Genomic DNA, 20,410 nt, shown 5'->3' with positions numbered 1-20,410 from the left:
TGTCACAGCTTGCCGCCCCGCCCGCCGTCGCGCCGCGCGGGCGCGATGAGCGTCGAGAGATAGGGCAGGGGCTCCCCGTCCAGGTCGGCGGCCGGCCGGATGGACTCCTCCGACAATCCGAGCGCCGACCCCCACACCGCGTCGCCGATCCGCCCGCTCTCCCGCAGCGCCTCGGCCACCTCCCGCGCCTGCCGCCCGAACTTGTAGGCGACGACGGTGCCGGGCCCGTTCAACGCGTCCTTGAGCACGGCGGCCCCGGCGGTGACCGGCACCAGCGTCAACGGCTCGGTCCCCTCCGTCAGAACCGCCCCCGACCGCGCCGCGAGGTCCTGCATCGCGGTGATCCCGGGCACGGTCTCCACGACGACGCCCGGCACCAGCTCGCCGATGGTCTGCGCGAGATAGGTGAAGGTGGAGTACACGTTCGGGTCGCCGATGGTCGCGAAGGCGACGGACCCATGGGCTTCGAGCAGCCGCACGACCCGCTCCCCGGCGGCATCCCAGGCGGCTTCCCGCCGCGCCCGGTCACTGCGTTCGTTGAGCGCGAACACGACCCGTACGACCTTCTCCTCGGGTACGTAGTGCAGCACGGTGGCCTCCGCCCGCCCCCGCTCACCTCCGTCCATGACGGGTACGACGACCACGTCTGCCGCCCGCAGAGCGTTGACGCCCTTGACGGTCACCAGCTCCGGATCCCCGGGCCCGACCCCGACTCCGATCAACCTGCTGCTCATGACGTCCGGCACCTCTCCACGAACCGACGGGCCACACCGGGCTCTGACGCCCAGTGCGTGTGCAGGTAACTCGCGTGCACACCGCGCTCCACAAAACCTTCGACCCGCCGCCGCGGCGTCCGCACACCCCAGGCGGGAGTGGCCCCCGCCCCCGGCTCGACGACCGTCCGATGGAACTCGTGCCCCCGCATCCGCGTCCCCGCGACGGCAAGCACACTGTCACTCACGGCCACCGCGTCCCGATACCCCAGGGTCAGCCGCTCACCCATCCGCGCGTCGGAATCGAGCACCCCGCACATGGGCTGCCCGTCGAGCTCCCGGGCCAGATACAGCAGCCCGGCACACTCGGCGGCGATCGGAGCACCACTCTCTGCGAGCGCGGCAACGGCTTTGCGCAGAGGTTCGTTGGCGGACAGCTCGGAGACATACACCTCGGGGAACCCGCCACCGATGACCAACCCGCGTGTACCGTCCGGAAGTTGCTCGTCCCGGAGGGGATCGAAGGCCACGACTTCGGCACCGGCGGCGGTGAGCAGCTCGCTGTGCTCGGCATAGGAGAAGGTGAAGGCGGCCCCACCAGCGACGGCGATCACGGGTGCTCTCACGCCCTGCCCGGCACCATCCAGCCCGTCTGCGGGTCCCCCCTCTGGGGGAGTTTGAGGACGAGACCCTTCGGGCCGAAAGCGCGGGTCCGGGGGCGCGGCCCCCAGAGACGGGACGGGAAGGGGCGGCGGGGGCGAAGAACCCAGGACCCCAACCGCATCCCAAGCCGCACCCGACAACGCACCAGCCCCCCGCGCCAGCGCAACCAACGCCTCCAGATCGCACCCCACCCGAACCTGCTCCGCCATCGCGGCAACGGCCTCCACAGCCGCCCCCCGCCGCTCCGCAACCGGCACCAACCCCAAATGCCGCGAGGGCGTCGACACCTGATCCACCCGCCGCAGCACCCCAAGCACAGGCACCCCCGCCGACTCCAACGCCTCCCGCAACAAAGCCTCGTGCCGATCCGACCCGACCTTGTTGAGAATCACGCCCCCGACCCGAACCCCCGGATCCCACGACGCGAACCCGTGCACCAGCGCCGCCACCGACCGCGACTGCGACGAGGCGTCGACCACCAGCACCACCGGCGCCCGCAGCAACTTCGCCACATGGGCGGTGGACGCGAGTTCCCCCTCTCCGGCGGCCCCGTCGTACAGCCCCATCACACCCTCGACGACGGCGATGTCACACCCTCGCGCGCCATGCGCGAACAACGGCCCGATCAACTCCGGCCCGCACAGATACGCGTCGAGATTCCGCCCCACCCGCCCGGTGGCGAGCGTGTGGTACCCGGGGTCGATGTAGTCCGGCCCGACCTTGTGCGCAGACACGGCGAGCCCCCGCGCGGCGAACGCGGCCATCAACCCCGTGGCAACGGTGGTCTTGCCGCTGCCCGAAGAGGGCGCGGCAATGACCAGCCGAGGGACGGAAGAAGTCACCACTCGATGCCCCTCTGCCCCTTCTGCCCGGCGTCCATCGGGTGCTTGACCTTGGACATGTCGGTGACGAGATCGGCGAACTCGACGAGCTTCTCGGGAGCGTTGCGCCCGGTGATCACGACATGCTGGGTCCCGGGCCGGTCCCGCAACACGGAGACGACCTCATCGGTGTCGATCCAGCCCCAGTGCATCGGGTAGGCGAACTCGTCCAGCACATACAGCCGATACGTCTCGGCCGCCAGGTCCCGCTTGACCTGCTCCCAGCCCTCCCGCGCCTTCTCCTCGTTGTCCATCTGATCGTCGCGCTGCACCCACGACCACCCCTCGCCCATCTTGTGCCAGTCGACGGTCCCGCCCTCGCCGGACGCCCCCAGCACCCGCAGCGCGTTCTCCTCACCGACCTTCCACTTCGCCGACTTGACGAACTGGAACACCCCGATGGGCCACCCCTGGTTCCAGGCCCTGAGCGCCAGCCCGAAGGCAGCGGTGGACTTGCCCTTCCCGATCCCCGTGTGCACGACGACAAGCGGCCGATTACGACGCTGACGAGTCGTCAGACCGTCCTCGGGTACGACACTCGGCTGTCCCTGCGGCATTACGCGGCCCTCCTCGAATTCCCCTGAACGTCTCTGACCAGCCCGGCGATGGAGTCCGCCCGCAGCTCGTCCAGCGTCACGGCCGTACCGCCCAGCTCACCCGCGAGCTGCCCGGCAAGACCCAGCCGCACCGGCCCCGACTCGCAGTCCACGACAACCGACGCGACCCCCTCGGCCGCGAACAGACGGGCCGCCCGCCCGGCCAGCGCAACCGGCTCCGGCCCACCCGTGGCACGCCCGTCCGTCACGACCACGACGAGCGCCCGCCGCGCGGGATCCCGCAGCCGCTCCACCCGCAGCACCTCGTGCGCCCGCAGCAGGCCCGCCGCGAGCGGCGTCCGCCCACCGGTGGGCAGCGACTCCAGCCGAACCGCCGCGGCGTCGACCGAGGAGGTCGGCGGCAGCGCGACCTCGGCGTCCGACCCCCGGAAGGTCACCAACCCCACCTTGTCCCGCCGCTGATAGGCATCGAGCAGCAGCGACAGCACAGCGCCCTTCACCGCACTCATCCGCTGCCGGGCAGCCATCGACCCGGAAGCATCGACGACGAACAGCACGAGATTGCCCTCGCGCCCCTCCCGCGTAGCCTGCCGCAGATCATCACGGCGTACGACGAGACCGCGCCCCGACCGCCCCCGCGCCCGCTGATGCGGAGCGGCCGCCTGCACGGTCGCCGCCAGGTGCAGCTTGGTCAGCGCCCCCTGAGGCCGCCGCGCACCCGTCGTCCGCCCGTGCTCGGTCCGCGCCCGCGAACGCCGCCCCGCGGCACCCTCACCGAGTCCGGGCACGCTCAGCATCTTGGTACGGAAGGGTTCCGAGGCCCGCGCCGGCTGCTGTTCAGCCGAGCCGCCACCGGAAGACCGAGGCTCGCCGCCCTCCTCCCCGGCCTCCGGCCGCGCACCGGTGTCGCCCCCTTCGTCGGGCCCCTCGTCGGGCCCCCCGGAAGGCGGTTGCCCGCCGCCCCCACCGGGCCCGTCCGGATCGGGATCCGGATCCTCGTCCTCGGACCCGCCCCCGAACTCCTCGAGGGTCTCGTCGAGCTTGTCCTCGTCAAGTCCCGGCGCGTCAAAGGGATTACGCCGCCTGCGGTGCGGCAGCGCGAGCAGCGCGGCCTGCCGTACATCCTCCGCGAGCACCTCGGTCCGCCCGGCCCACGCCGCCAGCGCACTCGCCGTCCGGGCCATCACGATGTCGGCCCGCATACCGTCCACCTCGAAGGCGGCACAGGTCGCCGCGATCTGCCGGAGCGCCCCGTCGCCCAGCAGGACCGACGGCAGCAGCTTCCGCGCCGCCACGATCCGCGCCCGTACGGCACTCTCCTCGTGCGCCCACCGCGCGGTGAAACCGGCCGGGTCGTCGTCGTACGCGAGGCGCCGCCGTACGACCTCCACCCGCTGGTCGGGCTCCCGCGAGGCCGCGACCTCGACGGTCAGCCCGAACCGGTCCAGCAACTGCGGCCGCAGCTCGCCCTCTTCGGGGTTCATGGTCCCGACCAGCAGGAACTTCGACGCATGCCGTACGGAGACACCCTCGCGTTCGACGTACGACGCACCCATCGCCGCCGCGTCGAGGAGCAGGTCGACCAGGTGGTCGTGGAGGAGGTTGACCTCGTCGACGTAGAGGATGCCGCGGTGCGCGTCGGCCAGCAGTCCTGGCTCGAAGGCCTTCACGCCCTCCGAGAGCGCCCGCTCGATGTCGAGGGCGCCCACGAGCCGGTCCTCGGAGGCGCCGACGGGGAGTTCGACCATGCGGGCCGGGCGCGCGGTGCCGTTGCCGGGCTCATGCGGCCCGTCCGGGCACGCCGGGTCCGGCCCCGCGGGGTCGCACGAGAAACGGCATCCGGAGACGACGGACACCTCCGGCAGCAGCGCCGAAAGAGCCCGCACCGCCGTGCTCTTCGCGGTGCCCTTCTCGCCGCGCACCAGCACACCGCCGACCGCCGGGGACACGGCGTTCAGCAGCAGCGCGAGGCGCAGATCGTCCTGGCCGACGACGGCCGTGAACGGGAACGGGGTACTCACTTGTCGTCGCCCTCCAAGTCGCCTTCCAGCTCCAGGTAGGTAGCCCGCAGCCGCTCGATCGTGTCGGCGTCCGGCTCGGCCCACAGCCCGCGGTCGGCGGCCTCCAGGAGCCGTTCCGTGATGCCGCGCAGCGCCCAGGGGTTGGACTTCTTCATGAAGTCCCGGTTCTCCTGGTCGAAGACGTACTCCGCGCTGAGCTTCTCGTACATCCAGTCGTCCACGACCCCGGCCGTGGCGTCGTACCCGAAGAGGTAGTCGACGGTCGCCGCCATCTCGAAGGCACCCTTGTAGCCGTGCCGCCGCATCGCCGCCATCCAGCGCGGGTTGACCACCCGGGCGCGGAAGACGCGGTGTGTCTCCTCGCCGAGCGTGCGGGTCTTCACCTGGTCCGGGGTGGCCGAGTCACCGACGTACGCCTCGGGGGAGGCACCTGTCAGGTGCCGGACCATGGCGACCATGCCGCCGTGGTACTGGAAGTAGTCGTCGGCGTCGACGAGGTCGTGCTCACGCGTGTCGACGTTCTTCGCGGCCACGGCGATGCGCTTGAACGCCGTCTCCATGTCCCCGCGCGCCGCCCGCCCGCCGAGCCCGCGCCCGTAGGCGTAGCCGCCCCACACCGCGTACACCTCGGCCAGGTCGGCGTCCGAGCGCCAGTTGCGCGCGTCGATGAGCGGCAGCAACCCCGCCCCGTACGCACCCGGCTTGGAGCCGAAGATACGGGCCGTCGCGCGCCGCCGGTCGCCGTGCTCGGCGGTGTCCTCGTCGGCATGCGCCTTCACGAAGTTCTTGTCGGCCGGCTCGTCCAGCTCGGCCACCGCGCGCACGGCGTCGTCGATCAGCCCGACGACGTGCGGGAACGCGTCCCGGAAGAAGCCGGAGATGCGGACCGTGACGTCGATGCGGGGACGCCCGAGTTCGGCCAGGGGCACGACCTCGAAGCCGGTCACCCGGCGCGAGGCGTCGTCCCAGACGGGGCGGCAACCCAGCAGCGCCAGGATCTCGGCGATGTCGTCGCCCTGGGTGCGCATCGCGGAGGTGCCCCACACCGTCAGGCCGACGGACTTCGGGTACTCGCCGGTGTCCTGGAGGTACCGCTGCACGAGCGAGTCCGCGAGAGCCTGACCGACCTCCCAACTCAGCCTGGACGGAATGGCCTTGGGGTCGACGGAGTAGAAGTTGCGGCCGGTCGGCAGGACGTTGACCAGGCCACGCGTCGGCGAACCGGACGGGCCCGCCGGGACGTAACCGCCGTCCAGGGCCTTGAGGATGTGCCCGATCTCGTCGGTGGTCTTCGCCAGCCGAGGCACGACCTCGGTGCAGGCGAACTCCACCACGGCGACGGCGTCCGGGAGTTCCACGCCCAGGACGCCCCTGACCAGAGGAGCGGCCTCGGCCACCGCCCACCCCCGCGCCTCCATGCCCTCCGCGATCCGCCGGCACAACTGCTCCAGCAGGTCGATCGCGTCGGCGGCCGAGCGGGCGGGACCCTCGACGAGGTCCGTCAGCTCCACCGGGGCCTTGACCGGCGCCCCGGGCTCGGCGAGCAACTCCTTTTCGCCGAGGCCGAAATGGGCGGCCAGTGAAGCCCTCAGGCCCGGCAGCGCGTTCGCCTGCCCGCCCCACACCTGCGAGGCCCGCAGCACCGCGAGCACGAGGTTCACACGCGGCTCGCCGACCGGACCGCCGCCGAGGATGTGCAGCCCGTCCCGGATCTGCACGTCCTTGATCTCGCACAGATAGCCGTCGATGTGCATGACGAACTCGTCGAACGCCTCGTCGTCCGGCTGGTCGTCGACGTGCAGGTCGTGGTGCAGTTCGGCCGCCTTCACCAGCGTCCAGATCTGCGCCCGCACGGCCGGCGCCTTCGTCGGGTCCAGGTCGGAGACGAGCGCGTACTCGTCGAGCAGCTGCTCCAGTTTGGCCAGGTCGCCGTATGTGTCCGCGCGCGCCATGGGCGGTACGAGGTGGTCGACGACGGTGGCGTGCCCGCGGCGCTTGGCCTGGGTGCCCTCGCCGGGGTCGTTGACGATGAACGGGTAGACGAGCGGCAGCTCCCCGAGGACGGCGTCCGGAGCGCACCCCCCGCTGAGCCCGAGGCCCTTGCCCGGCAGCCACTCCATCGTGCCGTGCTTGCCCATGTGCACGATGGCGTCGGCGCCGAAGCTGTTCTCCAGCCAGCGGTAGGCCGCCATGTAGTGGTGCGAGGGCGGCATGTCCGGGTCGTGGTAGATCGCGATCGGGTTCTCGCCGAAGCCGCGCGGCGGCTGGATCATCACGACGACGTTCCCGAACTGGAGCGAGGCGAGCACGATGTCGTCCCCGTCCACGTAGAGGCTGCCCGGCGGCTCGCCCCACGCCTCCAGCATGCGCTCCCGCAGCTTCGGGTCGAGCTTGTCGAACCAGGCCCGGTAGTCGGCGAGCGGCACCCGCGCGGGCGCGGCGGCGAGCTGCTCCTCGGTGAGCCATTCGACGTCGTGCCCACCGGCGTTGATCAGCCGGTGGATCAACTCGTCGCCGTTGTCGGGGTGCCCTTCGACGACGTAACCGGCGTCCCGGAGCGCGTCCAGGACGCGGATCGCCGAAGCGGGCGTGTCCAGTCCCACGGCGTTGCCGACCCGCGAGTGCTTGGTCGGATAGGCGGTGAAGACGAGGGCGAGCTTCTTGTCCGGGTTCGGCTTGTGCTTCAGTACCGCGTGCCGTACGGCGATCCCGGCGACCCGTGCGGCCCGCTCAGGGTCGGCGACGTACACGGGAACGTCGTCCGGCCCCTGCTCCTTGAAGGAGAAGGGGACCGTGATCAGCCGCCCGTCGAACTCCGGGATCGCGACCTGCATCGCCGCGTCCATGGGGGAGAGGGCGGCATCGGACTCGGACCATGCCTGCTTGGAGGAGGTGAGGCAAAGTCCCTGCAGCACGGGCACGTTCAGGTCGGCGAGTGCCCCGATGTCCCAGGCCTCCTCGTCACCGCCGGCCGACGCCTGCGAGGCGTGCGCGCCGCCGGCGGCGAGGACGGTGGCGACGAGGGCGTCCGAGGTCCCGAGGATCTCGTACAGCCCGGCATCCGCGTCGCGGAGTGAACCGCAGTACACGGGAAGGGCGTTGGCGCCCTTCGCCTCGATCGCGTCGCACAGGGTGTCCACGAAGGCGGTGTTGCCGCTGAGTTCGTGGGCGCGGTAGAAGAGCACGCCGATGGTGGGGCGACCCCCGACGAAGGCACGCTCCCCGTGGACGCCGTACTCCGGCATCTTCTGCGGCTCGAGGAACCCCTCACCCGTCAGCAGCACGGTGTCGGAGAGAAACCGCGCGAGCTCGGTGAGGTTGGCGGGCCCGCCCTCGACGAGATACCGCAGCGCCTCGGCCACCACACCGGCGGGCACCGACGACTCGGCCATGAGCTCCGCGTCGGGCACGGTCTCCCCGCCGAGCAGGACGGTCGGGATCCCCGAGGCCTTGAGGGCGGCGAGCCCGTCCTCCCAGGCACGCTTGCCGCCGAGTAGTCGTACGACGGCGATGTCCGCGCCCTCGACAAGCCCCGGAAGTTCCTCCGCGACATCCACCCGGGTGGGATTGCCGATCCGGTACGAGGCATCGGAAGCGGCCCGGGCCGCCAGCAGATCCGTGTCGGCGGTCGACAACAACAACACTGTGCTCATGCGGGCGCTCCCGGTGGAATGAAAGGCAGTCCTTGCGGCGCGCCGGACTCGATGAGCCGCCACAGCGCGTCCGTGTCCGCGTGCTGTTCGATCAGGTCGCCGAGCCGGTCGAGCTGCTCCTCGCGCAGCGCGGCGAACGAGGTGTCGGCGGCCGGCACGAAACGACGGCCCGCGGCGGCCGCCACCTCACGCAGGAAGGCCCGCCGGAACCCGTCCGACTCCAGCGAGCCGTGCCAGTGCGTGCCCCAGGTGCCGCCGACCCGGCAGCCGTCCAAGAAGGGTTCACCGCCGTTGATCTCGGCGACCCCGTGATGGATCTCGTACCCCTCGACGTGTTCCCCGAGGGCCTCGCCGACGGGCCGGGTGAGGGTCTTCTCGCGGGCGAACCGCACGCGGACGGGAAGGATCCCGAGCCCTTCGACATGACCTCGCCGGCTCTCGACCTCGTCCTCGATGTGCTCGCCCAGGACCTGGAAACCGCCGCAGACACCGAGGATCGGCCGTCCCTGAGCTGCCCTCCTCGTGATCGCCTCGGCCAGCCCCCGCTCCCGCAGCCACTCCAGCGCCCTGACCGTCCCCCGGGTCCCCGGAATGACGACCAGATCGGCGTCGGCCAGCTCCTCCGGCCGGTCCACGAACCGCACGACGACACCCGGCTCGGCGGCCAGCGCGTCGACGTCGGTGAAGTTGGACATCAGCGGGATCGCACAGACGGCGACCCTGAGCACGTCCTCCCCGACGGGCGGGGCGACGACCGACTCCCTGACCGTCCCCCGCAGGGAGACCCGAAGCCCGTCCTCTTCATCTATCCCGAGCCCGTGTCGGAAGGGCAGGACGCCGTACGTGCGCCGCCCGGTGAGCCCGTGGAGCATGTCGAGCCCGGGTTCCAGCAGGGACACGTCCCCCCGGAACTTGTTGACGAGGAACCCGGCGACGAGCGCCTGGTCCTCGGGCGAGAGCAGCGCGACCGTCCCGAAGAAGGAGGCGAAGACACCGCCACGATCGATGTCACCGACCACGAGCACAGGCAGCCCGGCATTCCGGGCGATCCCCATGTTCACGATGTCCGTCCGCCGCAGGTTGATCTCGGCCGGGCTGCCGGCCCCCTCACAGATCACCGCGTCATACGTGCCCCGCAACTCGGCGAGACACTCGAGAACGGTCCCGAGAAGCTTCTGCTGCCGCCCCCCGTGATACCCCCGCGCACTGAGCTCACCGACCGGCTTCCCGAGCAGCACGACCTGACTGCTCTGCTCACCGCCCGGCTTCAGCAGCACCGGATTCATCAGCGCGGTCGGCTCGACCCGGCAGGCCTGCGCCTGCATGGCCTGAGCCCGCCCGATCTCGGCCCCTTCTCGTGTCACGAACGAATTCAGGGACATGTTCTGCGCCTTGAACGGCGCGACCTTGACCCCCTGCCGCACCAGCCACCGACAGATCCCCGCGGTGACGACACTCTTGCCGGCGTCGGAGGTGGTGCCGGCGACGAGAAGACCACCGCTCATGACGTACGCCCCTTCACCAGGAGCCGTGCGGCGACACTGACGCCGAGCGCGAGCCGACCGACGCGCTGCGAGAGTCGTACGGCCCGTTCGACATCGTGTGTGGCGACGGCCCGTCCGTCCCCATTGAGCACGGGCCGATGCTCGATCCGTCCTCCGTACGACAAGGTCCCGCCGAGCCGCACCCCGAGCGCCCCCGCGAACGACGCCTCCACGGGCCCGGCGTTGGGACTCGGATGCATCGCGGCGTCGGCACGCCAGGCACGTACGGCCCCCCGCGGGTCGGGACCGGCCACCGCGGCCAGTACGGCCGTCAGACGTGCCCCCGGCCACCCCGCGAGATCGTCGAGCCGGGCCGAAGCCCACCCGAACCGCCGGTATCTGGGCGACTTGTGCCCGACCATGGCGTCGAGGGTGTTGACGGCCCGGAACCCGAGAAGCCCGGGCACACCCCCGATGGCCCCCCACACCAGTGCCCCCACGACCGCGTCGGACGTGTTCTCGGCGACGGACTCGACCACGGCCCGGGCGATCCCGTCGGCGTCGAGGGCCTGCGGATCACGCCCGCACAGATGCGGCAGCCGAGCCCGCGCGGCGTCGACGTCCCCCGCTTCCAGCGCCCGCCCGATGACCCGAGCCTCGCGCGCGAGCGAAGTCCCCCCGACCACGGCCCAGGTGGCCGCGCCGGTCAGCGCGACGGAAGCGGCAGGAGACGGACCAACGACACGAGCGGCCACGGCTCCCAGGGCGACAGCACCCCCGGCACACACGACGGCGTGCAGCGCGCCCCACCCCCGGTGGTCCCGCCACAACACCCGTTCCACGGCACCCGAGGCCCGCCCGAACGCGGCGACCGGGTGTCCTCGGCGGGGATCGCCGAGGAGCAGGTCGCCGAGAAGGCCGGCGGCGGCGCCGTACGCGAAAACGCGATCGGCACGCATGGACTCAGCCGACCGCTGTCACAGACAGGGCGCTGGTGTTGAACCTCAAACGGTAGCCGCGCATGGCGATGTGTCCTCACTCAGGGTGTCCGCGCCCTGGTTCGACGAGATCGGCGGTGAGAGTTCCTGGCTCCCGGGGCTTCCTACCCCGGTGACAGTGGCGGGACCGCGCCGGACTCACACCGGCTTCCTCTCCTGCCGCCGTACATGGCTCCGGCAGTCCACCACGGGGCCGGAAGGGCCGTCAACTTGCTGTTGACCTGCGGGAGCGTAGTGTGCAGAAGCCCACATCGCAGGGGGCGCCCGTGCCCGTGACGTGCGGTGGAACGGCGACCGGGCGGGTACGGGACACAAGGTCCCGTACCCGCCCGGCAGATGTGACGTCAGGCCATGATCAGGTAGATCCCGTACCCCACCGCCGCGGCGCAAGCCGAGAAGCACACGTACGCCCCCGTCACCGCCAGCCCCGCGGATCCGCCCTGCGCCGCCGCCCGTTCCTGGCGCGACAGCCCGACGATGCCGAGGGTGAACAGGGTCACGAGACCCACGGTGATGACGAGACTGACGCCGAAGACGGAGCCGAGAGCCGCCCAGTCGATCTTCATGCTGGTTCTTCCTTCATGCCGGTTGGTGCCCGGGTGGCGGGGCTCAGACGGTGGTCGCGGCCGGCGGGGCCGCGGGGTCGGCGGCGGTGGCCGCAGCCGCAGCGGGGGCCGGGATCGTGGCCGTGAGGTCCTCGGTCACGGTGCCCGCCGGGGGCGGCGTCACGGCGGCGATGGCCGTGGTGACCACACCGGCCGGCTCCTCGGCGTCGTTGACGTTCGTGTGGTCGACGACCTCGCGGCGGGAGAGCTTCCAGATCGCGACGCTGGAGGCGATGAGGAAGACGGCGACGAGGGCGGTGCCCCAGGCGCCGAACCCGGTCACGTACTCCGCGAGCGCGCCCACCAGGGCCGCGGCGGGCAGGGTCAGACCCCACGCCACGAACATGCGGGTCGCCGTCGACCAGCGGACCACGCCGCCCTTGCGGCCAAGGCCCGCACCCATCACCGAGCCGGAGACGGAGTGGGTGGTGGAGAGGGAGAAGCCGAGGTGGGAGGAGGCCAGGATGACCGTGGCCGCGCTGGTCTGGGCGGCGAAGCCCTGCTGCGGCTGGAGTTCGGTCAGGCCCTTGCCCATGGTGCGGATGATGCGCCAGCCGCCGAGGTAGGTGCCGAGCGCGATGGCGAGGCCCGCGGAGAGGATGACCCAGGTGGGCGGGTCCGAGTCGGGGGCGACGACGCCGCCGGCGACCAGGGCGAGGGTGATGATGCCCATCGTCTTCTGGGCGTCGTTGGTGCCGTGGGCCAGGGAGACCAGGCCGGCGGAGGCGATCTGGCCGCTGCGGTATCCCTTCACGGCGGCCTTGCCGTCGGCCTTCTTGCCGAGGGAGTAGGACAGGCGGGTGGCGAGCATCGCGGCCAGGCCCGCCACGATCGGAGCCGCGATCGCCGGGATCAGGACCTTGGTGACCAGGACGTCACCGTGCACCGCGCCGAAACCGGCCGAGGCGATGGTGGCGCCGATGAGGCCGCCCATGAGGGCGTGGGAGGAGCTGGAGGGGAGTCCCACCAGCCAGGTCAGCAGGTTCCAGAGGATCGCGCCGACCAGGGCGGCGAAGATGACCTCGGGACGGATGCCGGTCTCGTCGACGAGACCCTTGGAGATCGTGTTGGCGACCTCCACGGAGAGAAAAGCGCCCACAAGGTTGAGCACGGCGGACATGGCCACCGCGACCTTGGGCTTGAGCGCACCGGTCGAGATGGTGGTGGCCATCGCGTTGGCGGTGTCGTGGAAACCGTTCGTGAAATCGAACGCAAGTGCGGTTACCACCACAATCGCGAGGATCAGCGAGAAGTTTTCCATTTACCCAGGCAATCGTTCGAGGTCATTGGCCGGACGAACGTAGGTAACCTGAATGAACGGAAGGTGAACTGAGCAGGGCCGCACGGTGTCCGGAGTCGATGGTTCTGGTACCGCCGCACCCCGCCCGCTCCGCGCGGCCCAGGCGCCGCACGGCTAGCTGCCTCTGGCGAACTTCCTCAGCTGGCTCAGGGACCCGTTGAAGAGATTCTGATCACCCGGCAGACTGCCGCCGTTGTCGTACTGCCAGATCGTCCAGAACGACCAGCCGCCCGGCAGCGCTCCCGCGTCCGCCGAGTTGTAACGGGCCACCCACAGGGCGTGGTTCGAGGCGAAGGCGCGGCTGCCGCCGGTGCACGTGTTCCACCAGTGCGCGGTGGTGTAGATCACCGGTCGGCGATCGGTGAGCCGCTTGACCTCGTCGCTGAACGACTTGATCCAGCTGATCGTCTTGGCCTTGGTCAGGCCGTAGCACTTGTGCTTCTTGTCGTACGGGTTGTACTCGATGTCGAGCGCGGGCGGGAGCGTCCAGCCGTCCGCGCTCCATCTGCCGCCGTTGCGCACGAAGTGTGCCGCCTGCGCCCTGCCGGACGACTTGTCCGGCAGGGCGAAGTGGTACGCCCCGCGGATGATGCCCGCGTTGCGCGCGCCGTTGTACTGCTGGCCGAAATACGGGTTGCGGTAGGTGGTGGACTCGGTCGCCTTGACGTAGACGAACTTGGCGCCCTTCGTGCCGGCCTTCTGCCAGTCGACGTTCTTCTGGTGGGAAGAGACGTCGTGCCCCTTCGGCAGACTGGCCGCCGAGGCGGGCGTCTCGGCGAGGGCCGTCCCCCCGACGGTGAGTGCCGCCACGGACACCGCCAAGATGCGGGCGTGGCGGCAGGACGGATTGCGATCACGGGCCATATGTCCCCCCGAATGGCGACGTGCACGACAAATCTCCCAGAGAGTACTGGGAGATCATCGAATCTCCGGTGATCTCCGGCCAATCGATCGAAGAAGACCATGTATGCCCATATGCGATCTTTCGGAGGGGGCCGGTCCGGCCTAAAGTGCCCTCGCCCGGCGGCGGGTTGACGCCATGCCTGGCAGGATCGCCGCATGGCTGAGGAGCGGCGGGATCCAGGGGGCGTGCGGGGCGTTCGGGAAGATGCACAGGATGTGCGGGAGCCGCGGGGGAGGAGTGTGCGCCCCGAGGAGGCGCATGCCTGGGAGGTGCTCGTCGCGACGGCCCGCCGGACGGTGTCCGACGGACTGGTCGTCGGCACCTCCGGCAACGTCTCGGTGCGCGTCGAGGACACCGTCCTGGTCACACCGTCGGGCGTCCCCTACGATCGGCTCGCGCCGGACGACGTCACCGGCGTCGACCTCGACGGCCGGCAGGTCCTCGGCACTCTCGTCCCCACCAGCGAACTGCCCATGCACCTCGCCGTCTACCGCACCACCGACGCCCGCGCCGTCGTGCACACCCACGCCGTGCACGCCACGGCCGTCTCGACGCTCGTCCCCGAGCTCCCCGCGATCCACTACATGACCGGCGCGCTCGGCGGCCCCGTCCGAGTTGCCCCGTATGCCACATACGGCACCGACGAGTTGGCCGAGAACGTGCTCCACGCCCTCGAGGACCGCTCCGCCTGCCTCCTCCAGAACCACGGCACCCTCACCTACGGCACCACCCTCGACCAGGCCTACAACCGCACGGCCCAACTGGAATGGATGTGCCGCCTGTGGCTGACGGCGTCCTCGGTGCCGGGGCTGTCGCCGACCCTGCTGTCCGAGGCGCAACTGGCGGCGGCGGCGGAACGCCTACAGGGGTACGGACAGCGAGGCTGAGCCGCCGACCGCCGTACGACTCCCCCCATCCACCGAGGAGTCAGCCCGCACCGCCCTCCCACTGGCCGTCGGCGAGGTCCGCCCGGACACTGGACGGGTGCGCACTGTCACCGCAACGGCCGCCGCCCTCACCGCAGCCCTGGCTGCCGGCGCCGCCGGCATCGCCGCCGGCCGGCTCGCCAGCGACGCCGCGCTCAAGGCGCCCCCGGGCCGCCCCCTGCCCACCGAACCCCGGCTCACCGTGCACGCGACAGCGGCCGGCCGGATCGCGCTCACCCGCGACCTGGCCGCCCTGCGCCCCGGCACGTACGGCCTCGTCGGCGACCGCTCGCACGCGGTCGTCGGCCCCGTCCTCCGCACGGAATCCCACTCCGCCGACACCGTCGTACGCCGCCTGGAACGCGTCACGCACGGCACCCTGAGGCCCGGCGACAAGGTCTGGCTCACCCCGAACGTCTACATCGGCGACCCCGGCACCGCCCTCGGCCTGGACCACGACGACGTGGACGTCCCCGGCGAACTCGGCACCCTGCCCGCCTGGTTCGTGCCCGGCGTACGCGGCACCTGGGTGATCGCGGTGCACGGCCTCGGCACCACCCGCGAACACTCCATGAACGTGATGGAGTTCCTGCACCGCCACCGCTTCCCGGTGCTCGCCCTCGCCTACCGCGGCGACCTCGGCGGCCCCCGCCCGCCGGACGGCCTGAACCACCTCGGCGAGACCGAGTGGCGCGACCTGGACGCGGCGATCCACCACGCCGTCCGCAACGGCGCCCGGCAGGTCGTCCTGCACGGCTGGTCCACCGGCGCCACGATGGCGCTGCGCGCCGCCGCTCACTCCGGTCTGCGTGAGCGGATCTCGGGACTCGTCCTCGACTCCCCGGTCCTCAGCTGGGAGGCGACCCTGCGCGCCCTCGCCTCGGCCCGCCGCACACCCGGCGCCCTCCTGCCGCTCGCGGTACGCGCCGCGCAGGGCCGCACCGGCCTGTACGGCGACCGTGTCGACGCCACCGCGGCCCCCGAGCGGTTCGACCAGCCGCCGACCCTGCTCTTCCACGGCCCGGACGACATGGTGGCTCCCTGGGACCACTCCCGCCGCCTCGCCGCGACCCGCTCCGACCGGGTCGCCCTCCACACGGTTCGCCAGGCGCCCCACGCGGCCATGTGGAACGCCGACCCCAGGGCCTACGAAGAGGCCATGCGCCGCTTCCTCACGCCCTTGATGTGACACGACGGCTCATCCCACCCGCCCCGCACCACCCCCGTGAGTTCCCGGTCCCGCAGCTTCCGTTTAACGCCGTACCACTGGCCTGATCTCGGCCTCCGGCCCCCCGCGAGGGCCCGGCATCGACCGTCTCTGTCGCCCGCGGTGACATTCCGTTTGGGTTTTCGGACCGTCAACCGGAAGACTGCACCCGTGACGTCCCGTATCCCGCGCGACTCCAGGCTTCGACTCGTCCGCCCGCGACCCCTGGCCGCCGCCCCCCGAGCCGTGAACCAGCGGCGCCCGCGCCGCCCCGCACCCCGCCCTCCGGAGGGCACACCGGCCCCCGCGGAGCTGGCCAGAATGGCGCGCTCCGGCCTGGCCGCGGCGGCCCGCGTCGCCCACTGGGCGGACGCCGCGCTGCGCCCCGGCCGGAACGGCGCGAATCCCGACATCAAGGGCACTCTCTCCGACGAGACCGCCGAACGGGCCGCCGCCGACCTGTGTCTGACGGTGACTCAGGTCCGCGCGGACTGGGACACCGCCCGTCTCGCCGGTCTCGTCGAGGTGCACGGCGACAGCGCCCGCCCCGGCTGGCGACTGCGCGCCTGGGACCGCGACGACAGCGCCGTACTGCGCGGCTGGGTCGCCCTCTTCGACGCCTGGTCGCTCGCCTGCCCGGAACCCGCCGACCACGAGCCGGCCGCCGTCGCCGAGGTCGTCTCGGCGATGCCCCAAGTGCTCTCCTTCCTCCAGCTGTCCGCCGGCCCCGTTCCCATGGAGCAGCTCCTCGACCTCCTCGAGCAGCGGGTCACCGAACTGCGCACCGAGCGCTGCGAGATCCCGTACGGCCCGCAGCCGGTACCGGCGCCGGCGCCGGTACCGCCGCCGGAGCTCGCCGACGCATCGCTCTCCCCCCTGCTCGACTGGGCCCTGCGCGCCCTCGCCTCCGTCGGCGCGCTCACCTACGGCGACGGACAGGCCACGCTCACCCCGCTCGGCAACTGGGCGGTCTGGGTCAAGCTGGAGCAGATCTGCGTCGCCGCCCAGAGCCCCGCCGGAAACATCGAGCAGGCGGCCGAGGACATGCTCCGCGGCTGCGCCCAGCTGCGCCCCAACGCGGCCCGCGCCGAGTACCGCGCCTGGCTCGCCGCCCGCCCCGTCGGCAGCGCCGTCACCGAGCTGCTCGGTGCCGCCCGCGGCGAGGACGCCCTGCTGCGCGGCCTCGCCTTCGAGGCGCTGCGGGTCGTCGGCGCCCCCGCCGAGCCCGACGTCCGCTCCGTGGCCGAGGAGCCCACGCTGCGGCCGTACGCCCTGCTGTGGCTGGCCGAGCACGACGGGATCGACCCGGAGGACGCCCATGAGGTCCTCACCCGGGAAGAGGCCACCTGGCTGTGGGTCGACACCGCCGCCGCCGTCGCCGACCACGGCGAGGCCCCGATGCTGGTGCGGCACCTGGAGTCCGCGGTGCAGCCGACCGTCCCCATGCTGCTCGACGAGGTGCGTGCCGTCGGTCACCCCCGCACCGTGCAGGTCCTGGTCGCGCTCGCCGCCGCGCACCCCGACCCGGCGCTGGCGAAGGCGGTACGCCGGGCGGCCTTCCAGGTGCACACCGGAGGAAGCTGACGCGGGACTGTCAGCGCTCCGGCTGCCCTCAGTCCTCCATCTCTGGGGCGTACGTGCCGAAACTCCAGATGTTGCCCTCGGCGTCCCGGGCCATGTAGTCCCGCGAGCCGTAGTCCTGGTCCGTCGGGGGCATCAGGATCTCCGTGCCGTGGTCCACGGCCCGCCGGTGATGCGCGTCGACGTCGTCCACGACGACGTACACCCCGCAGGGGCCCGCGCCCTTCATCGCCGTGTCGAACACCCCGCCACGGCCCTTGGAGCCGATCATCAGCCCGCCGTTGCCCTGTACCAGCTCGGCGTGCAGCACCGAGCCGTCCTCACCCTCGTACACCGACAGTTCCGTGAAGCCCAGGGCCTCCGTGAGCTGCCGGATCGCCGCCTTGGCGTTCGCGTACAGCAGGGTCGGACAGATGCTGGGCCGCCCTCCGTTCGGTCCTGCCATGCCGATCACTCCCCCGTGATCCACGCCGGAAATGTCACCTGCTGCCCAGTGTGGCAGCGACCACTGACAACGCCCCACGAGCAGCGCCCGCCGCCGCCCCGGCCCCGGCGGACGCGGCCCGAACACCCGCACGCAGAAAAAGTGGTTGCACGGCCCCGTTAGAATGACCCCATGGCCATTCTCCTCGCGCATTAGACGGCGGGAACGTCCTCAGCCGCCCTTCCCGTCACCCCATCCGCCCTGGAGTCTGTCCGTGATCTCCGCCTCCGGTATCGAGCTGCGCGCCGGTTCCCGCATCCTCATCGAGTCCGCCACCTTCCGCATCGCCAAGGGCGACCGCATCGGCCTGGTCGGTCGCAACGGCGCCGGCAAGACCACGCTCACCAAGGTCCTCGCAGGTCAGGGCATCCCCGCCGCGGGCACCGTCACCCGCTCCGGTGAGGTCGGCTACCTCCCGCAGGACCCCCGCACCGGCGACCTCGACACACTCGCCGGTGACCGCATCCTCTCCGCGCGCGGCCTGGACACCCTGATCCGCAAGATGCGGGAGAACGAGCAGCGCATCGCGAACGGCTCGGGCGCCACCCGCGAGAAGGCGCTGCGGCAGTACGAGCGCCAGGAGACCGAGTTCCTCACCAAGGGCGGGTACTCCGCCGAGGCCGAGGCCGCCACCATCGCCGCCGCGCTCAACCTGCCCGACCGCGTGCTCGGTCAGCCCCTCCATACGCTCTCCGGCGGTCAGCGCCGCCGTATCGAGCTGGCCCGCATCCTGTTCTCCGACGCGGACACCCTGCTCCTCGACGAGCCGACGAACCACCTCGACGCCGACTCGATCGTCTGGCTGCGCGACTACCTGAAGACCTACCGCGGCGGCTTCATCGTGATCTCCCACGACGTCGACCTGGTCGAGACGGTCGTCAACAAGGTCTTCTACCTGGACGCCAACCGCGCCCAGATCGACGTCTACAACATGGGCTGGAAGCTCTACCAGCAGCAGCGCGAGGCCGACGAGAAGCGCCGCAAGCGCGAGCGGCAGAACGCGGAGAAGAAGGCCTCCGCGCTGCACTCACAGGCCGACAAGATGCGCGCCAAGGCCACCAAGACCGTCGCCGCGCAGAACATGGCCCGGCGCGCCGACAAGCTGCTCGCCGGACTCGAGGCCGAGCGGAAGTCGGACAAGGTAGCCAAGCTCCGTTTCCCGGAGCCCGCGCCCTGCGGCAAGACCCCGCTGATGGCCGAGGGCCTGTCCAAGTCGTACGGATCGCTGGAGATCTTCACCGACGTCGACCTGGCCATCGACAAAGGCTCGCGCGTGGTCATCCTGGGCCTGAACGGCGCCGGCAAGACGACCCTCCTGCGGCTGCTCGGTGGTGCCGAGAAGCCCGACACCGGCCAGGTCATCGAGGGCCACGGCCTCAAGCTCGGCTACTACGCGCAGGAGCACGAGACCCTCGACCCGGAGCGCTCGGTCCTGGAGAACATGCGCTCCGCCAACCCCGACCTGGACCTGGTCGAGGTCCGCAAGACGCTCGGCTCCTTCCTGTTCTCCGGCGACGACGTCGACAAGCCCGCCGGTGTCCTCTCCGGCGGCGAGAAGACCCGCCTGGCGCTCGCGACCCTGGTCGTGTCGTCGGCGAACGTGCTGCTCCTGGACGAGCCGACCAACAACCTCGACCCTGCCAGCCGCGAGGAGATCCTCGGCGCGCTGCGCACCTACAAGGGCGCGGTCGTTCTCGTCACCCACGACGAGGGCGCCGTCGAGGCGCTTCAGCCGGAGCGGATCATCCTGCTGCCCGACGGCGTCGAGGACCTGTGGGGCGCGGACTACGCGGACCTCGTGGCCCTCGCCTGAGCTCCCGCCCGGCCCCCCGTCCAAACCCTCGCCCGCGGACCGTGACGGGTCGGGAACGCTTGATCGAAGACGTGATCCACTGCGTCTGGATCATTCGGCCCATCGGTGATCCATCATCTGTGTGAGATCTCCTCGTACCGAGGTGTGTCCTACATCGATTTCTCGGCCGAGCCCTTTATCGACAAGGGCTCGGCCGTCGTACGTCCCTGACCTGGTACTTCACGAAAGAACCCGTTCGGCGGTACGAACGCCATCGTGCGGAATATCGGATTCCGCTTGTGGGGACGCGCTCCTGTCGTCAAAACCGTGTCTCACGGACCTTGCCGAATGGGTGGCCATGACGGCCCGGAGGGGTGATCATGAGGAGACCAGAGCGCACTTCCCATGAGGAGGCACGGGTGGCCGAGACTCTGAAGAAGGGCAGCCGGGTAACCGGCGCCGCGCGCGACAAGCTCGCGGCAGACCTGAAGAAAAAGTACGACTCCGGTGCGAGCATTCGAGCGCTGGCCGAGGAAACCGGCCGCTCGTATGGCTTCGTGCATCGGATGCTCAGCGAGTCGGGTGTCACGCTTCGTGGGCGTGGCGGGGCGACGCGGGGCAAGAAGGCCGCCTCGTCCTGA

16 protein-coding genes and 1 riboswitch are annotated in these 20,410 nt (G+C 71.3%); of the genes, 5 read left to right on the top strand and 11 right to left on the bottom strand.

Translation table 11 applies throughout. The features are described 5' to 3' along the window. Nucleotides 1-2: 2 nt before the first annotated feature. The 10 genes from cobI to ACFYO2_RS00305 form a co-directional block, all read right to left on the bottom strand. On the bottom strand, nucleotides 3-734 hold the full coding sequence (gene cobI, locus ACFYO2_RS00350; RefSeq protein ID WP_388341976.1) for a precorrin-2 C(20)-methyltransferase: 732 nt from the start codon (nucleotides 732-734) through the stop codon (nucleotides 3-5). Next, the gene (locus ACFYO2_RS00345) at nucleotides 731-2,218 is read right to left on the bottom strand and encodes a cobyrinate a,c-diamide synthase (RefSeq protein ID WP_388341973.1); all 1,488 of its coding nucleotides are present in this window, start codon (nucleotides 2,216-2,218) and stop codon (nucleotides 731-733) included. The genes cobI and ACFYO2_RS00345 overlap by 4 nt, the downstream gene beginning before the upstream one ends. Then, a complete protein-coding gene (gene cobO, locus ACFYO2_RS00340; RefSeq protein WP_388341970.1) occupies nucleotides 2,215-2,814 on the bottom strand; it encodes a cob(I)yrinic acid a,c-diamide adenosyltransferase in 600 nt (199 codons plus the stop codon). Before cobO ends, ACFYO2_RS00345 begins: the two co-directional genes overlap by 4 nt. Continuing rightward, a complete protein-coding gene (locus ACFYO2_RS00335) occupies nucleotides 2,814-4,835 on the bottom strand; it encodes a putative cobaltochelatase (RefSeq protein ID WP_388341967.1) in 2,022 nt (673 codons plus the stop codon). Before ACFYO2_RS00335 ends, cobO begins: the two co-directional genes overlap by 1 nt. Beyond that, nucleotides 4,832-8,488, bottom strand: coding sequence for a cobaltochelatase subunit CobN (gene cobN, locus ACFYO2_RS00330; RefSeq protein WP_388341964.1), 3,657 nt, complete (start codon nucleotides 8,486-8,488; stop codon nucleotides 4,832-4,834). Before cobN ends, ACFYO2_RS00335 begins: the two co-directional genes overlap by 4 nt. After that, on the bottom strand, nucleotides 8,485-9,993 hold the full coding sequence (locus ACFYO2_RS00325) for a cobyric acid synthase (RefSeq protein WP_388341961.1): 1,509 nt from the start codon (nucleotides 9,991-9,993) through the stop codon (nucleotides 8,485-8,487). Before ACFYO2_RS00325 ends, cobN begins: the two co-directional genes overlap by 4 nt. Beyond that, nucleotides 9,990-10,931 (bottom strand): cobalamin biosynthesis protein, encoded by a 942-nt coding sequence (locus ACFYO2_RS00320; protein ID WP_388341958.1) that lies wholly within the window; start codon nucleotides 10,929-10,931, stop codon nucleotides 9,990-9,992. Before ACFYO2_RS00320 ends, ACFYO2_RS00325 begins: the two co-directional genes overlap by 4 nt. A 100-nt stretch (nucleotides 10,932-11,031) precedes the next feature. Further along, nucleotides 11,032-11,172, bottom strand: a riboswitch (cobalamin riboswitch). A 142-nt stretch (nucleotides 11,173-11,314) separates the two neighbouring features. Then, the gene (locus ACFYO2_RS00315) at nucleotides 11,315-11,536 is read right to left on the bottom strand and encodes a hypothetical protein (RefSeq protein WP_388341955.1); all 222 of its coding nucleotides are present in this window, start codon (nucleotides 11,534-11,536) and stop codon (nucleotides 11,315-11,317) included. Between the two features lie 43 nt (nucleotides 11,537-11,579). Continuing rightward, nucleotides 11,580-12,836 (bottom strand): anion permease, encoded by a 1,257-nt coding sequence (locus ACFYO2_RS00310; protein ID WP_388341952.1) that lies wholly within the window; start codon nucleotides 12,834-12,836, stop codon nucleotides 11,580-11,582. A gap of 153 nt (nucleotides 12,837-12,989) precedes the next feature. Beyond that, nucleotides 12,990-13,739, bottom strand: a complete 750-nt coding sequence (locus tag ACFYO2_RS00305; RefSeq protein WP_388341949.1) for a lysozyme — start codon at nucleotides 13,737-13,739, stop codon at nucleotides 12,990-12,992. A gap of 195 nt (nucleotides 13,740-13,934) precedes the next feature. Here ACFYO2_RS00305 and ACFYO2_RS00300 point away from each other — a divergent pair, with 195 nt between their 5' ends. The 3 genes from ACFYO2_RS00300 (at nucleotide 13,935) to ACFYO2_RS00290 (ending at nucleotide 17,496) form a co-directional block, all read left to right on the top strand. Then, nucleotides 13,935-14,666, top strand: a complete 732-nt coding sequence (locus tag ACFYO2_RS00300; protein WP_388341947.1) for a class II aldolase/adducin family protein — start codon at nucleotides 13,935-13,937, stop codon at nucleotides 14,664-14,666. A gap of 97 nt (nucleotides 14,667-14,763) precedes the next feature. Continuing rightward, entirely contained in the window at nucleotides 14,764-15,894 is a 1,131-nt protein-coding gene (locus ACFYO2_RS00295; protein ID WP_388341944.1) for an alpha/beta hydrolase, read from the top strand. A gap of 189 nt (nucleotides 15,895-16,083) precedes the next feature. Then, nucleotides 16,084-17,496, top strand: coding sequence for a hypothetical protein (locus tag ACFYO2_RS00290; protein WP_388341941.1), 1,413 nt, complete (start codon nucleotides 16,084-16,086; stop codon nucleotides 17,494-17,496). Nucleotides 17,497-17,524: 28 nt separating this feature from the next. On the opposite strand, the gene ACFYO2_RS00285 is transcribed toward ACFYO2_RS00290, so the two are convergent. After that, a complete protein-coding gene (locus ACFYO2_RS00285; RefSeq protein WP_388341938.1) occupies nucleotides 17,525-17,938 on the bottom strand; it encodes a VOC family protein in 414 nt (137 codons plus the stop codon). Between the two features lie 253 nt (nucleotides 17,939-18,191). Between ACFYO2_RS00285 and ACFYO2_RS00280 the strand changes: the two genes are divergently transcribed. Both ACFYO2_RS00280 and ACFYO2_RS00275 read left to right on the top strand, forming a co-directional pair. Beyond that, entirely contained in the window at nucleotides 18,192-19,790 is a 1,599-nt protein-coding gene (locus ACFYO2_RS00280; RefSeq protein ID WP_388341936.1) for an ABC-F family ATP-binding cassette domain-containing protein, read from the top strand. Between the two features lie 398 nt (nucleotides 19,791-20,188). After that, nucleotides 20,189-20,410 (top strand): helix-turn-helix domain-containing protein, encoded by a 222-nt coding sequence (locus tag ACFYO2_RS00275; RefSeq protein WP_004002281.1) that lies wholly within the window; start codon nucleotides 20,189-20,191, stop codon nucleotides 20,408-20,410.

It is taken from the genome of Streptomyces sp. NPDC006602 (genome assembly GCF_042870385.1).
Taxonomy (GTDB): Bacteria; Actinomycetota; Actinomycetes; order Streptomycetales; family Streptomycetaceae; genus Streptomyces.
Note: the sequence above shows the minus strand (reverse complement) of the source record. Positions and strands in the feature narration are given on the sequence as shown.

What these genes read in the sequence shown, in the direction of transcription:
- cobI (WP_388341976.1), bottom strand. Translation starts at nt 734, where the DNA reads ATGAGCAGCAGGTTGATCGGAGTCGGGGTCGGGCCCGGGGATCCGGAG.
- cobO (WP_388341970.1), bottom strand. Translation starts at nt 2,814, where the DNA reads ATGCCGCAGGGACAGCCGAGTGTCGTACCCGAGGACGGTCTGACGACT.
- cobN (WP_388341964.1), bottom strand. Translation starts at nt 8,488, where the DNA reads ATGAGCACAGTGTTGTTGTTGTCGACCGCCGACACGGATCTGCTGGCG.
- ACFYO2_RS00325 (WP_388341961.1), bottom strand. Translation starts at nt 9,993, where the DNA reads ATGAGCGGTGGTCTTCTCGTCGCCGGCACCACCTCCGACGCCGGCAAG.
- ACFYO2_RS00320 (WP_388341958.1), bottom strand. Translation starts at nt 10,931, where the DNA reads ATGCGTGCCGATCGCGTTTTCGCGTACGGCGCCGCCGCCGGCCTTCTC.
- ACFYO2_RS00315 (WP_388341955.1), bottom strand. Translation starts at nt 11,536, where the DNA reads ATGAAGATCGACTGGGCGGCTCTCGGCTCCGTCTTCGGCGTCAGTCTC.
- ACFYO2_RS00310 (WP_388341952.1), bottom strand. Translation starts at nt 12,836, where the DNA reads ATGGAAAACTTCTCGCTGATCCTCGCGATTGTGGTGGTAACCGCACTT.
- ACFYO2_RS00305 (WP_388341949.1), bottom strand. Translation starts at nt 13,739, where the DNA reads ATGGCCCGTGATCGCAATCCGTCCTGCCGCCACGCCCGCATCTTGGCG.
- ACFYO2_RS00300 (WP_388341947.1), top strand. Translation starts at nt 13,935, where the DNA reads ATGGCTGAGGAGCGGCGGGATCCAGGGGGCGTGCGGGGCGTTCGGGAA.
- ACFYO2_RS00285 (WP_388341938.1), bottom strand. Translation starts at nt 17,938, where the DNA reads ATGGCAGGACCGAACGGAGGGCGGCCCAGCATCTGTCCGACCCTGCTG.